The organism is Streptomyces sp. AHU1 (assembly GCF_045343905.1).
Lineage (GTDB): Bacteria > Actinomycetota > Actinomycetes > Streptomycetales > Streptomycetaceae > Streptomyces > Streptomyces triticiradicis.
On record NZ_CP174283.1, the window covers coordinates 4789852 to 4804144 of the forward strand.

The 14293-nt window shown below is 71.8% G+C and carries 12 protein-coding genes; 8 read left to right on the forward strand and 4 right to left on the reverse strand.

What is annotated here, in order from left to right; translation table 11 throughout:
• Nucleotides 1–31 precede the first annotated feature (31 nt).
• Nucleotides 32–1249 (reverse strand): pyridoxal phosphate-dependent aminotransferase, encoded by a 1218-nt coding sequence (locus ACICHK_RS21415; protein WP_406838170.1) that lies wholly within the window; start codon nt 1247–1249, stop codon nt 32–34.
• Nucleotides 1250–1517: 268 nt separating this feature from the next.
• Here ACICHK_RS21415 and ACICHK_RS21420 point away from each other — a divergent pair, with 268 nt between their 5' ends.
• The 8 genes from ACICHK_RS21420 (at nt 1518) to ACICHK_RS21455 (ending at nt 10662) form a co-directional block, all read left to right on the forward strand.
• A complete protein-coding gene (locus ACICHK_RS21420) occupies nt 1518–1892 on the forward strand; it encodes a peptidoglycan-binding protein (protein WP_406838171.1) in 375 nt (124 codons plus the stop codon).
• An 889-nt stretch (nt 1893–2781) separates the two neighbouring features.
• The gene (locus ACICHK_RS21425; protein WP_151470108.1) at nt 2782–3312 is read left to right on the forward strand and encodes a DUF2617 family protein; all 531 of its coding nucleotides are present in this window, start codon (nt 2782–2784) and stop codon (nt 3310–3312) included.
• A gap of 155 nt (nt 3313–3467) precedes the next feature.
• Nucleotides 3468–5120: a polyamine aminopropyltransferase gene (locus tag ACICHK_RS21430; protein WP_406838172.1), complete on the forward strand. Its 1653-nt coding sequence runs from the start codon at nt 3468–3470 to the stop codon at nt 5118–5120.
• Between the two features lie 67 nt (nt 5121–5187).
• A complete protein-coding gene (locus ACICHK_RS21435; protein ID WP_406838173.1) occupies nt 5188–6357 on the forward strand; it encodes a carbon monoxide dehydrogenase in 1170 nt (389 codons plus the stop codon).
• 44 nt (nt 6358–6401) lie between these two features.
• Nucleotides 6402–7196 carry an aldose 1-epimerase gene (locus ACICHK_RS21440; RefSeq protein WP_406838174.1) on the forward strand — a complete coding sequence of 265 codons (795 nt, stop codon included), beginning with the start codon at nt 6402–6404 and terminating at the stop codon, nt 7194–7196.
• A 10-nt stretch (nt 7197–7206) separates the two neighbouring features.
• Nucleotides 7207–7755: an orotate phosphoribosyltransferase gene (pyrE, locus tag ACICHK_RS21445; RefSeq protein ID WP_326786548.1), complete on the forward strand. Its 549-nt coding sequence runs from the start codon at nt 7207–7209 to the stop codon at nt 7753–7755.
• Between the two features lie 186 nt (nt 7756–7941).
• Nucleotides 7942–8964 carry a class II fructose-bisphosphate aldolase gene (gene fbaA / locus ACICHK_RS21450; RefSeq protein ID WP_406838175.1) on the forward strand — a complete coding sequence of 341 codons (1023 nt, stop codon included), beginning with the start codon at nt 7942–7944 and terminating at the stop codon, nt 8962–8964.
• A gap of 99 nt (nt 8965–9063) precedes the next feature.
• The gene (locus ACICHK_RS21455; RefSeq protein WP_406838176.1) at nt 9064–10662 is read left to right on the forward strand and encodes an MFS transporter; all 1599 of its coding nucleotides are present in this window, start codon (nt 9064–9066) and stop codon (nt 10660–10662) included.
• A 129-nt stretch (nt 10663–10791) separates the two neighbouring features.
• Here the strand turns inward: ACICHK_RS21455 and ACICHK_RS21460 are convergent, their stop codons facing one another.
• From ACICHK_RS21460 to ACICHK_RS21470, 3 genes are all read right to left on the reverse strand, one after another.
• Complete coding sequence (locus tag ACICHK_RS21460) at nt 10792–11211, reverse strand: DUF3151 domain-containing protein (protein WP_151470114.1); 420 nt, start codon at nt 11209–11211, stop codon at nt 10792–10794.
• A gap of 130 nt (nt 11212–11341) precedes the next feature.
• Nucleotides 11342–12043: an ABC transporter ATP-binding protein gene (locus tag ACICHK_RS21465; RefSeq protein WP_151470115.1), complete on the reverse strand. Its 702-nt coding sequence runs from the start codon at nt 12041–12043 to the stop codon at nt 11342–11344.
• Nucleotides 12044–12086: 43 nt separating this feature from the next.
• Nucleotides 12087–14189 (reverse strand): hypothetical protein, encoded by a 2103-nt coding sequence (locus tag ACICHK_RS21470; protein WP_406838177.1) that lies wholly within the window; start codon nt 14187–14189, stop codon nt 12087–12089.
• Nucleotides 14190–14293: the final 104 nt, after the last annotated feature.

The window sequence follows — 14293 nt, forward strand, 5'->3', positions numbered from 1 at the left end:
CCGACCCGGGCCGCCCCGGGCCGGCCGGAGTTCAGGCCGACAGCCGGCGCAGCCGCCCGGCGGCCTCGTGCAGCACCTCGTCCCTCTTGCAGAACGCGAACCGCACGAACGGCGCGCCCTGCTCGCGGTGGTCGTAGAAGACGGCGTTCGGGATGGCCACCACACCGGCCCGCTCGGGCAGGGCGCGGCAGAAGGCGAAACCGTCGCTCTCGCCGAGCGGCCGGATGTCGGTGGTGATGAAGTACGTGCCCGCGGACCGGAAGACCTTGAACCCCGCCTCCGCGAGCCCGGCCGCGAGCACGTCCCGCTTGCGCAGCATGTCCGCGCGGAAGTCCTCGAAGTAGGCGCCCGGCAGCGCGAGCGCCTCGGCGACGGCGTACTGGAAGGGCCCCGACGCCACGTACGTCAGGAACTGCTTCGCCGACCGCACGGCACCGACCAGGGCGGGCGGCGCGGTCACCCAGCCCACCTTCCAGCCGGTGAACGAGAACGTCTTGCCCGCGCTGCCGATGGTGACCGTCCGCTCGCGCATCCCCGGCAGACTCGCCAGCGGTACGTGCTCGGCGTCGTCGAAGACGAGGTGTTCGTAGACCTCGTCCGTCACCACGAGCAGGTCCCGTTCGACGGCGATCCGCGCGACCTCCGTCAGCTCCGCGCGCGTGAGGACGGTGCCGGTCGGGTTGTGCGGGGTGTTGATCAGCAGCAGCCGGGTCCGCTCGGTGACCGCGTCGCGCAGCTCGTCGAGGTCGAGCCGGAAACGCCGGAGGCCGTCGGCGTCCTCGTCCCCCGCCTCGTCGGGGCGCAGCGTCACGGGTACGCGGATCCCGCCCGCCATGGCGATCGAGGCCGCGTACGAGTCGTAGTACGGCTCCAGGGCGATCACCTCGTCGCCCGGCTCCAGGAGCGCGAGCAGGGACGCGGCGATGGCCTCGGTGGCGCCCGCCGTCACCAGGACCTCGGTGTCGGGGTCGTACGACAGGCCGTAGTGGCGCTTCTGGTGCGAGGCGATCGCGGTGCGCAGTTCGGGGACGCCCGGACCCGGCGGGTACTGGTTGCCGCGGCCGTCCCGCAGCGCGTGGACGGCCGCCTCCCGGATCTCCTCGGGACCGTCGGTGTCGGGGAAGCCCTGTCCGAGGTTGATCGAGCCGGTGCTCATCGCGAGGGCGGACATCTCGGCGAAGATCGTCGTCCCGAACTCGGCGAGCCGGCGGTTCAGGAAGGGGCGCGCGCTGGAGGTCATGCCGGCCATCCTGCGCCCAAGTTCCGGGGTTCCTCAACCGACGTCCACGGACGGTCGCCCGCGGTGGTGTCCGACACGCCCCCGCGAGTGACCGCCGAACCGTTCGGAGCCCGTCGTCCGGCTCGTCGTCCGGCCCGCCCCCGGCGGACCGGAGCCGTTGGAAGTGCCCCTGACCAGGTGGCGTTCGAGGTGTCTTCGCGGTGTCCCTTACACTCCCGATCGACCAGAAAATGATCTTGAATGGGTGCTTGGGGGACAGTTCCAGATGAAACCGAGCATGAAGTCGGCGCTTCGCGCGGGAGCGGCCACCTGCGCGGCGTTCGTGGTGACCGCCATGGGCACCTCGTCCGCGAGCGCGCAGCCGGGCGTGGGCAACGTCCAGTACGGCTCCCGGGGAGCCGGTGTCACCTGCGTCCAGATCGCCGTCAACGCGTTCTACTCGAGCCGTCTTGAGCCGATGTTCGCCATCGCCGTGGACGGAGTCTTCGGCAAGGACACCCGTCGGGGGGTGATGGACTTCCAGCGTGCGCTCGGCGATCGTTACTACGCCGTGGACGGCATAGTGGGGCCCAGGACCGGAACCGAGCTGTGGGCCGACTACCTGGCGGCGACCGACCCCTATTGCTACAAGGTCATACCCACCCTGAAGTGAGGTGACCCGCGAACGGCCCCTGACCTGCCCTTCTGGCAGGTCGGGGGCCGTTGCCGCGAGAGAACCCTCTGGAGTTCCTCAACTCCGCTTTGGGCCGCGGTGCGCAAGGGCATCCCCCTGTCACGCAGGACCCGAATCGGAAAGCACGGCCCACGGGGGGCCGCTTCGGGAGGACGGAAGGAGGGTGACGCCATGGTCATCGGCATCATCCTGGCGATCGTTGTGCTTGTCCTGGTCGTGAGCGCCGTCGGCGGGGCCAGGAAGGAGAAGCGCCGCTCCCGGCGCCGGGGCGGCAGCGGCAGCGGCAGCGGCAGTGACAGCAGTTGGTGGGCCGGAGGTGCGGGCGGGGCCGCGTCCTCCTGTTCGTCCGGCGGGTCCTCGGGCGGGCACCACGGGGGACACGGGGGCCACTCCTGCGGGGGGCACTCGTCGTGCGGCGGAGGTTCGTCGTGCGGCGGCGGGTCCTCGTGCGGCGGGGGCGGATGCGGCGGAGGCAGCTGACACGGGGCAGTTGAGCTCCTGGCCGAAAACGCGTCCGGTGCACGGAGGTGCCCGTCGGGCGACGACCGCCGACGGGCACGTTCGTGCGCCGGACGCACGTCGTGGTTGAACAGTTGAGCTGTGAAGCCCTCGGGGGGATGGAAACCCCACGAAGTTGGGTAAAAACGCTGTGGCGGCAGCACAGTTCATGATTCCCTCTAAACCACCAAAGCGGCCCTGGTGCATCACCGAGCAGCCCTGGGCCGACAGGCCTCGGAAGTCCATCGGACGGTCCTGTCGGACGCGTCCGATGGGTGCCCTTCCGGCCAAGCCGGCCGGGCCGTCCCCCCGGTGTTGACCGGGTGCGCAGGAACCCCACCTCACCTTTGCGTGCTAGCGGAGCCCACCCATGCTCACGACCCTGAAAACCTCGTACACCGACACGCGCGCGGCCGATCTCGCCTGGGCCCTGGGCCGCGAACCGCTGCCGGCCCTCGCCACCCTCGATCTCGAACTGGCCGGGGCGAAACTCCAGTTGAGACTGCTCGGCGCGTCCCACCAGGTGCTTCTGGAGGAGGAGAGGGGCAGTTGTTCGGAGACCGTCGCGTGCATCGCCGGCAGCAGCACGCCCCTGCCGCTCGGCGTCGCGAAGCGGTTCGGCGACTGGGAGTACGAGTTCGCGGCCCGCGTCGAGATCCTGTCACCCGGCTCCTTCGCGGGCCGCGCCCAGGAGTTGCTGGCCCTCGTCTCCGACCACCCCCAGGGTCTCGCCGGCGTCTTTCCCGGCAGCCCGCACGCGTTCACGGCGATGCTCGCCCAGAAGCGCGAGGGCCAGGTCCACTGGCGTACGTGGCACGCGTACCCGCAGGACGGCCAGTTGGTCGCGACGCGCACGCGGGTCGGGGTACGGAGGGGAGCCCTCAGCGCGTCCGGCGTCTGACGGCGGAGCGCGGGCCGGGCGGAACCACCGCACGCGGGGCCCGCGCACTGTGCGCGGGGAAGGCGCCCAGGTCAACCCGGTACACCGTGAAGAGCAACGGTTTCCACACGTGTGGGTGACGAGACGTAGTGGTGGCGTGACGTAGCGTTCACGGCGTGATCGAACCGCACGCGCCTGCCCCGCCCGGCGCGCCGCCGCCCTGGGGCGTCCAGGGCCAGGCGCGGCTGCCCGTCCGTCCGGGCATCGGCAGGTTCCTCGTCCTCGCGGGAGTGTTCGTCTGCGCGGCCTGCGGACTCGTGTACGAGCTCGAACTCGTCGCCATCGCCTCGTACTTGATCGGCGACTCGGTCACCCAGGCGTCCGTCGTGCTCTCCGTGATGGTCTTCGCCATGGGCGTCGGCTCCCTCGCGGCGAAGCGGCTGAGCCCGCGCGCCGCGGCCGGCTTCGGCGCCGTCGAGGCGGCGCTCGCCCTGGTCGGCGGCTGCAGCGCGATGGCCCTGTACGCGGTGTTCGCCTGGACGGGCGGATGGGGCGGCCCGTGGGCGGAGGGGCCCCGCTGCCTGCTGGTGGTCTTCTCGCTCACCATCGGCCTGCTCATCGGCGCCGAGGTCCCGCTGCTCATGGAGCTGATACAGCGCATCCGCCGCCAGGACCCCGGCGGCGCGGTCGCGGACCTGTTCGCGGCGGACTACGTGGGCGCCCTCTTCGGCGGCCTCGCCTTCCCCTTCCTGTTGCTGCCCCTGTTAGGCCAGTTGACGGGCGCGCTGCTGACCGGAGCGGTGAACGTGATCGCCGGCGGCGCCCTCGTGCTCGGCCTGTTCCGGGGCGACCTGACCCGCCGCGCGCGCTGGACCCTGGTCGTCGCCAACGTCGTCGTGCTCGGTCTGCTCGCCTCGGCCGCGGTGCTGGTCGGTGACTTCGAGCGGGCCGCGCGGCACGCCCTGTACGGGGCGGACACGCGCGCCGTGCTGCGCACCGGAGTCCAGGAGGCCGTCCTCACCGGCGGCACCCACGGCCGTCCGCTCCGCTTCTTCCTCGACGGCCGCCTGCGGTTCAGCGGCCACGACGAGCGCCGCTACCACGAGGCGCTCGTCCACCCCGCGATGAACGGTCCGCACGCGCGCGTGCTCGTCCTCGGCGGCGGTGACGGACTCGCCGCCCGCGAGGTGCTGCGCCACCCCGGTGTGCGCCGCGTCGACATCGTCGAACCCGACGCGGACGTGGTCCGGCTGGCACGCCACGACGCCGTGCTGTCCGCCCTCAACCGCCACGTGTACGACGACCCCCGGGTCCACGTGGTGACGGCGGACGCCTTCGGCCGGCTGCGCGGCACCCGGTCCACGTACGACGTCGTCGTCTCGGACCTGCCCGACCCCCGTGTCACCGCCGCCACCAAGCTGTACTCGCAGGAGTTCTACGGCCTCGCCCGCCGCGTGCTCGCCCCCGGCGGGCGTCTCGTGGTCCACGCGGGCCCGCTGGCCGACCGGCACCGGACCTTCTGGACGGTCGACGCGACGATCCGCGCGGCCGGCCTGCGCACCAGGCCCTACCGTGTCACCGGCCGGGACCCGGGCCCCGCGGCCCGGCCCGACGGCCGCGCCGGAGCGGGCGCGGCGGGGTCCGCGGGCGACTGGGGTTTCATCCTCGCCTCCCGGGCACCCCCACCCCTGCGGCTCGACCCCTCCCTCCCGCGGCCGCGCACCCTCACCCAGGCGGACCTGACGGCGGACGCGCGCGCCGCCTCCCGCAGTCGCTTCCCGCGTCCGCTCCCCCCTTCCACGCTGGTGCATCCGCGCTACACCGACTGAGGGGAAGGTCCGGAAATCCCGTGATACGCGGGTGCGGTCCGGGCCGTGCTGGGTAGGCTCGGCTGACATGGAGCATGAGGTGTTCGTTCCGTTTCCGGCCCGGCGGCTGAGGGAGGCGCTGGCCGATCCCGTCCGGGTCGCCCGCGCGATCCCCGGTCTCCAGCAGGACGCGTCGGCCGTCGCCGACGGCGCGGCGGACACGGACAAGGGCTCGCCCCCCGTCCCCGGGGCCGGGCGGGACACCGCGGACACGTCCTCCCCGGCCGGGGGCGGGAGGGACACGGGGTCCGCGCGGGTCGCCGGGCGGCTGAAGGTCCGCGTCGCCGGTCACACGATCACCTATCGCGGCGCGTTCCGCGTCACCGCCCAGGGCGACGGCTCCTACGCCGTCGAGGGCGACGCCACGGAGGCGCGCGGCGGGGGCGCCGTGAAACTGGCGCTGACCCTGCGGCTCCTCCCCGCCGACGGCGGTACCACCCTCGCGTTCGGCGGCACGGCCTCCGGCGACGGCCGGGTGGCGGAACTCCCGCACGACGCGGTGTCCTCGACGGGCCGGCGCCTGCTGAACCGTTTCGGTGAAACCCTGGCCGCGGACCTCGCGGCCGGGCCCGGACCCGCGTCCGGCGCCGGTTCCGGGCCCCGCCCCAAGGACGGCCCCGCGACGGACCCCGGCCCCGCGACGGACCCCGACTCCGGTCCGGAAACCGGAACCGGTCCGGAAACCGGAACCGGGCAGGCGGGCGGAACCGGGCAGGCGGCCGGATCCGAAGCCGAGGCCGGGGCCCCGGCCGAGGCCCGGCCGGGCCGGGGACCCGACCTCGGACCCGAGGCCGAACCCGAATTCGACCTCGAACCCGAACTCGAACCCGATCCCGAGCTCGAGGCGGACTCCGGGATCGACGAGGAACCCGATACCGAGGCGGACCCCGGCGTCGAGGCGGACGTGTCCGCCCCCTCGTTCGGCGGCCCGGCCGACGACGAGGAGTTCGACGGGGAGGACTTCGTGGAGGAGGCCGGGCGGGCGGACGCGATGGCCGAGGCGGCGCACGCGCGGCGGACGATGATCGGACGCAGCGCGGAGGAGGTCGACCACGCCCCTCCGCGCGGCCGCTACGCCCCCGTCCCGCCCCCGGAGGCCACCGCCGCACGCGCCACCCTCCGCTGGGCGGCCCCCGCGGCGGCCCTGGCGCTGGCCTCGGCGATCGCCCTGACCCGGGCGCTGCGCAAGCGTCGTTGAGGGCGGGAACGACGGGGCGCCCCCGCCCCAGTAGGGTCGGCCCCGTGAGTAACGAAGACATCACGCTGACCGCGGGCGACGCGGAGGCGACCGTGTCGCCGGGCAACGGCGGACGGATCGGCGGTCTGCGGATCGACGGCGTCGAACTGCTGCGGCAGGGCGCGAAGTTCGGGTGCTTCCCGATGGTCCCGTGGTGCGGACGGATCCGCGACGGCAGGTTCCTCGACGGCGCCGCCGTCCGGCAGATGCCGCTCAACTCCCCGCCGCACGCCATCCACGGCACCGCCCGCGACGGCGCCTGGAGGACGGCCCGCGTCACCGCGGACGAAGCCGTGATCACGTACGACCTGGTCGAGCCGTGGCCGCACCCCGCCCGCGTCACCCAGGCCTTCGCCCTCACCGGGGACGGCCTGACGGTCACCATGTCGGTGGAGACGTACGGGGAGTCGTTCCCGGCCCAGATCGGCTGGCACCCCTGGTTCAACAGGACCCTGGAGGACGGCGGCGAGGGCGTCCGCGTCGACTTCAGCGCCGCCTGGCAGGAGGAGCGGGGCGAGGACCACCTGCCCACCGGCCGCCGCTTCGATCCGCGGCCCGGCCCCTGGGACGACTGCTTCGGCATGCCGGAGGGCGTCGACGTCACGCTCACCTGGCCGGGCCGGCTGGAGCTGAAGGTCGCCAGCCGCGAGCAGTGGGTCGTCGTCTACGACGAGCAGGAGGCGGCCGTGTGCGTGGAGCCGCAGACCGGTCCGCCGAACGGGCTCAACACCCACCCCAGGCTGGTCACGCCCATCGAGCCCCTCGAAGCCACCACGACCTGGAGCTGGCGGCGCCTCTAAGCTGGCGTCCATGAGTGACGTACGCGGCGCGCTGCTGCAGCAGATCAAGGACAAGGCCGTGGTGCACGGCAAGGTGACCCTCTCCTCGGGTCTTGAGGCCGACTACTACGTGGACCTGCGCCGGATCACGCTGGACGGCGAGGCGGCCCCCCTCGTGGGACAGGTCCTCCTCGACCTCACCGCCGACCTGGACTTCGACGCGGTCGGCGGGCTGACGATGGGCGCGGACCCGGTCGCCGGGGCGATGCTGCACGCGGCCGCCGCGAACGGGCGCAGGCTGGACGCCTTCGTCGTCCGCAAGGCCGCCAAGGCGCACGGCCTGCAGCGCCGTGTCGAGGGCCCCGAGATCAAGGGCCGGCGCGTCCTCGTCGTCGAGGACACCTCGACCACGGGCGGCTCCCCGCTCGAGGCCGTCCAGGCCGTCCGCGAGGCCGGGGCCGAGGTCGTCGGCGTCGCCACGATCGTCGACCGCGCCACCGGTGCCGCCGAGAAGATCGAGGCCGGCGCCGGTGTTCCGTACCTCTTCGCCTACTCCAAGGGCGAGTTGGGGCTCGACTGACGACGCCCCCGCGGGACCGGGCCGAACGCCCGGTCCCGTATGCCGGACAGGTTGTCCGCCGTATCCGGCGACGTCTGGAAAGATGGGGCCGACGATGACGTCGCCCCCCTAGGTCAGGGCCATAAGCACCAGTCCCGTCGTACCGCAGCAGCAGTACGCAGACCCGCACATACAAGGAGCGGACAGATGCCCATCGCAACCCCCGAGGTCTACAACGAGATGCTCGACCGGGCGAAGGCAGGCAAGTTCGCCTACCCGGCCATCAACGTGACCTCGTCCCAGACCCTGCACGCTGCGCTGCGCGGCTTCGCGGAGGCGGAGAGCGACGGCATCATCCAGATCTCCACCGGTGGCGCGGAGTTCCTGGGCGGCCAGTACAACAAGGACATGGTCACGGGCGCCGTCGCCCTCGCCGAGTTCGCGCACGTCGTCGCCTCGAAGTACGACATCACGGTCGCGCTGCACACGGACCACTGCCCCAAGGACAAGCTGGACGGCTACGTACGTCCGCTGCTCGACATCTCCGCCGAGCGCGTCGCCAAGGGCGAGAACCCGCTGTTCCAGTCCCACATGTGGGACGGCTCCGCCGAGACCCTCGCCGACAACCTGGCCATCGCCCAGGAGCTGCTCGCCAAGGCCGCCGCCGCGAAGATCATCCTCGAGGTCGAGATCACCCCGACCGGCGGCGAGGAGGACGGCGTCAGCCACGAGATCAACGACGAGCTGTACACGACCGTCGAGGACGCGCTGCGCACCGCCGAGGCCCTGGGCCTGGGCGACAAGGGCCGCTACCTGCTCGCCGCGTCCTTCGGCAACGTGCACGGCGTGTACAAGCCGGGCAACGTCGTCCTGCGCCCCGAGCTCCTCAAGGACCTCCAGGAGGGTGTCGCCGCCAAGTACGGCAAGGCGGACCCGTTCGACTTCGTCTTCCACGGCGGCTCCGGCTCCACCGCCGAGGAGATCGCCACCGCGCTGGAGAACGGCGTCGTGAAGATGAACCTCGACACCGACACCCAGTACGCCTTCACCCGTCCGGTCGTGGACCACATGTTCCGCAACTACGACGGCGTCCTGAAGGTCGACGGCGAGGTCGGCACCAAGTCGAAGTACGACCCGCGCACCTGGGGCAAGCTCGCCGAGGCCGGCATGGCCCAGCGTGTGACCGAGGCCTGCGCCGCCCTGCGTTCCACGGGCACGCGCCTCAAGTAGTCCCGGAACCGTCCGGCCCACGCGGCCGGACGGTGCTCGTGCGTCCCGGAAGGGCCCGGTACCCGTCACGGTGCCGGGCCCTTCCGTATGCTCCGAGGTATGGCTGTGCCCGCGCGGGACGCATCGGACGGCAGACCCGCGGGCGGTGGACCCGCGGTACGGATCGCCTCCCCGACCGGGAAGTGGATCCTGCTGACCACCGTCCTCGGCTCCAGCATGGCCCTGCTGGACTCGACCGTCGTCAACGTCGCCCTGCCCGCCATCGGCCGTGACCTGGACGCGAGCCTCGCCGCCCTCCAGTGGACCGTGAACGGCTACATGCTGTCGCTGGCCGGGCTGATCCTGCTGGGCGGCTCGCTCGGGGACCGTTTCGGACGCCGGAGGATCTTCGTCATCGGCGTGGTGTGGTTCGCCGCGGCCTCGCTGCTGTGCGGACTCGCGCCGGACGTGGACGTGCTCATCGCGGCCCGCGTCCTCCAGGGCGTCGGCGGGGCGCTGCTGACCCCCGGTTCGCTGGCGATCATCCAGGCCTCCTTCCATCCGGACGACCGGTCCCGCGCCATCGGGCTGTGGTCGGGCTTCGGGGGCGTCGGGGCCGCCGTCGGGCCGTTCCTGGGCGGCTGGCTGGTGGACGGTCCCGGCTGGCGCTGGGTGTTCCTGCTGAACGTCCCGGTCGCGCTGGTGTGCGCCCCGATCGCCGTGCGCCACGTCCCGGAGTCCACCGGGGGTGCCCACGGGCCGGGCCGCCGCGGTTTCGACGTCCTCGGCGCCGTCCTCGGCGCGCTCTCGCTCGCCCTGGTGACGTACGCCCTGATCGAGGCGAGGAGCGGTTCCGTGCTCGTGCCGGTGGCGGCGGTCGCGGGCGTGGCGGCGGGGGTGGCCTTCGTGTACGTCGAGCGGCGGCGGCCCGATCCGATGATGCCCCTGGACATCTTCGCCTCGCGCCAGTTCACGGCCGTCAACCTGGTGACCCTGTGCGTCTACGCGGCCTTCGGCGGCTTCTTCTTCCTGACCGCGCTCCAGCTCCAGGTCGTGGCGGGCTACTCGGCGCTCCAGGCCGGCACGGCGCTCCTGCCGACGACCGCTTTGATGCTGCTCTTCTCCGCCCGCTCCGGAGAGCTCTCCCAGCGGATCGGCCCGCGTGTTCCACTGACGGTCGGGCCGCTGCTGTGCGCGGCGGGCATGCTGCTGATGCTGCGCGTCGGCGAGGACGCGTCGTACGTGGCCGACGTGCTGCCCGCGCTGCTGGTGATGGGTCTGGGCATGGTGACCCTGGTCGCGCCGCTGACCGCGACCGTCCTGGCCTCCGTGGACACCGGGCGGGCCGGTCTGGCCAGCGGGATCAACAACGCGGCGGCCCGCGCGGCCGGGCTCGTCGCCGTGGCCGCGCTGCCGCTGCTCACCGGGATGGGACCGGAGGCCTACCGCTCGGCGGAGGCCTTCGACGCGGCCTTCCGCCGGGCGATGCCGCTGTGCGCGGGCGTGCTGGTGGTCGGCGCGGTGCTGGCCTTCACGACCGTCCGCCGTCCGCCGCCCGGCTGCCTGCGCCCCGAGTGCCGCAGGCACGGCTCGCTGACGGCGCCCCCGCTGGAACCGGAGCGCTCCCGGGGCGTCCTCGGGAACGGGGGTTCCTCCGGGTCCCCGGCGCCCTCCGATCCCCCGGGCCCCGGGCCTTCCGGCGCTGGTCCGGCTTCGTGACCGTGCCGGTGTCGGCCTCCGGTCCGCAGGCGGCCGTGGCGAGCGGCAGGGCGGTGGCCCGGACGCGCCGTGCCGCCGTCACCGTCCGGGTGACGGCGGCACGGACGCCCGGGCCGCGGTGACCGCTGTCTACCGCTTCAGCTCGGTGTACGCCTCGGCGCTGCTGTCCTTGAGGAACTGCCAGCAGCGCTCCGTCTCGTCCTTCTCGTCGATCTCGCCCGCGGCACGGGCGAGGGCGGCGAGGCAGCGCAGGAACCCGCGGTTGGCCCGGTGCTCCCAGGGGATGGGGCCGTGTCCCTTCCATCCGGCCCGGCGCAGGGAGTCCAGACCGCGGTGGTAGCCGGTACGGGCGTAGGCGTACGACTCGACGACCCGCCCCGATTCGAAGGCGTCGTCGGCGAGCATCGCCCAGGCGAGCGAGAACGTGGGGTGCTTCGCCGCGACCTCGACCGGGGGCCGGGATTCCTCACCCAGCAGGCGGTACGCCTCTTCGTTCTCCGGCAGGTACGTCGGGTCCGGGCCGCCGAGCAGGTTCTTGTGCGTCGTCATGGAAGCAGTCTGCCACTTGCGGACAGACCCCCGGGGCAAGGAATGGGGGCCGCTCCGAGTCGTCCGCGGCTGCTCTCGGGCCCCGGAGAGCAGGTCCTGGGCGGTGTGGGGTGCGGTGCGGGGTGTGGGGTCACCCCTTCGCACCGGCCGCCGCCGGGGAGCGGACGAGGGAGGACTCGTGCACGGCGAACACGGCGTCGCACCGATCACGGACACCGGCGTCGTGGGTGGCGATGACCACGGCGCATCCGGCCTCGCTCATCTCACGGAGGATGTCGATGACGACCGTGCTGTTGTCGTCGTCGAGCGCACCGGTCGGCTCGTCCGCGAGCACCAGGGCCGGCCGCTGGACCATGAGACGGGCCAGGGCCACGCGTTGCTGTTCGCCACCGCTGAGGTGGTGGATCCTCTCCTTCTCCAGCCCCGCCAGACCGACACGGTCGAGGGCTTCGGCGACAGCCGTACCGCCCTTCTTCCTGTCGGTGCCCTTGCTCTCGCCCTGCGCCGACCGCCGTGGCCCGGCCACCACTTCCAGGTTCTCGGCGACCGTGGCGTTCTCGATCAGCGCGTAGTGCTGGAACAGATAGCCGAGGGTGTCGCGGCGAAACCGGCGGACATCGCCCCGGCCGAATCGGGTGATGTCCTTCCCCTCGTACCGGATCGACCCGGTACTCGGCCTGTCGAGCAGCCCGAGACAGTTCAGGAGGGTCGACTTTCCCGATCCGCTCGGGCCGGTGAGAGCGAGCATCTCACCACGGTCGACGGTGAGGTTGACATCGCGCCACAGGGTCCGGGCGCCGAAGGCCTTCGAAAGGTTCTCTATATCGATCACGACATACTCCGGCTGAATGGAGGGGTTTTCGCGTGGGCGGGGCTCACGACTCCGTCGCCCCTTCCTTCACGATGCGGTGATGGAAGAACGCGAGAGCGGTCAGCACGGCGCCCAGTTCGAAAACGACGAGGCCGGTGATGACGGTGAGATCCAGTGCGTCGATGTGAATCTGCTCGAAGGGGGCGGGCGCGCCGGCCGCGGCGAACTTCTCCAGTTCCTGGTTCTGCTGCCAGGCCTGGAAGGGAACCCGTGTGGCGAAGACGAGCGCGATGGCCACCTCCACGGCGAGCACGAAGCGGTGGTTGGCGACGTACCTCCAGCCGCTGATGTGCCGTACGAATATGCTCTGCGCGTTCTTCCGCGAGTAGATGAGGCAGACGCCGACCCCGGCGACGATGAGCACGGTCACGGCAATGACGAGGTTGAACATCTGAAGCCGGAGTTCTGTGACCGAATTCCGTAGGGCCAGGGCGGTTTCCTGCCCGACCGGACTCATCGAGTTCACGTAGTTCCGAACGTTTTTCGTCCTGATGGCGTTCGACACGTCATCAGGGTCGGGGAAGACCACTCCCGACTGAGTGGCGAACGAGGTGTACGCGTCGTCCGTGAGGAAACGTGAGCCGTTGGGGACGGCGATGACGACCGGGTCGCGGACCATGGACCTGTCCTCGTCCGCGCTGTGCGCGGAGTTGTAGACGTACCTGCCGGTGTTGTACCCGAAGAGGCGCTGTCCGGTTCTGCTGCTGAGCGTTTCGATCGGGATGTGCCGACTGAGATCCGGATCGATGATCTCCGAAGCCGCCTTGGCGATCGTCCGCGTGTGTGAGGAAAGGGATTCGGGAATGATGACCCGCACCGGGCGGGAGTCCGGCGCCTTGCCGCTCCCGGCTTCGGAGGTGTAGGGCCGGCCCGCCGGATCGAGAATCGGCTGTCTGCCGAGATACGTGTCATTGACGACGAGGATCTCGCCGGCCGGCAGCCGCGCGTCCGGCGCGGAGACCTGGAGGTCCCTGCGCCCGGCGACGATGATCTCGCCCCGCTCGTCGGCCTGGCGCAGCCACGGGCCGACGTGGTCGTTCAACTGGTCCATGTGCATGGCGAAGGCGCCGTTGAGGCGGAGCGAGACCGCGTCGCCCACGGCACGGTAGGCGTCCCGGTTCTCCTGGCGGGTCAGTACGTCCCGGCTCGCGAGCGTGACGTCCGTGGCGATGCCGAGAGCGAGCAGCAGCGCGGGAACGCGTACGAGGTAGACGCTGACGGACGCCGCCCGTGAAGGCAGTTCGCCCTTGAGGGCGCGCAGTACGTCGACCTTGTAGGTCAGAGCCAGCGCGGCCGTGTGAGCGGCCAGCACCAGGGTGGTGAGCAGGGCCGCGACGCCCGCGGTCAGCGAAGCGAACAGCCCCGGCCGGGCGAGGCCGTTGTAGAGGCCGAGGAAGGCGAGCGCCGAGACCGTGACGGTGGCGGCCGCGATCAGCCAGAACACCGCCAGCTGCCGCAGGTCGCGAAGGAGGATGCCGGCGAAGGACATGCCCTGCATCCGCAGGACTCCGTACGACTTCGCGTTGAGCAGCACGCTCGCGCCGGTCGTGGTCAGCGCCGCGAGGGCGACCACGCAGAAGGCCCAGTACAGGGGGTCGTCCGAGTACCGGTCGGCCAGTTCGGTGTACGACAGGGGGTGGGTGACGGCCACGGTCATGCCGAGGCCGTCGAGCTCGGCCTTCAGGGCGTCGGCCGCGGCGGCCGATCCGAACACGTAGTAGGAACCGCGAGGGTCCCGTTGTCCGATCTCGGAGATCGGGTGCACGCGTGTCTCGTATTTCCCGCTGAACTCCGGATAGCCGTCGTCCAGCCAGTCCGCGGTCGGGGAATGGGGGCCGCCCGGAGCCAGATAGAGATGCCGAACACCGTCGGGATTCTTCAGGTCGGCCACCTCGCGGGCCACCCCGACTTCGTGCTCGGCGGAGAAGGCCGTGATTTTCCGGGCGACCTGAGCACCACTGACGGAATCGTCGGAGTCCATCACGTCGACCAGGGCCGAGTTTCCCAGGATCCCGCTCTCGTCCAGGCCGCTCAGGAACAGAAAAGCCAGCACTGCGGAGAAGGCCAGGACGGCGGCGTGGACGAATCGTATACCTCGATGCAGCATGGGATACCTAGGTCGAGGGCGCCCGGGAGCACCCGTCCGGAAATTCAAGGTCCGCGAAGAAAGGCTGTGGAGGCGAGGGACGCTCGCCTCCACAGCCGAAAGAG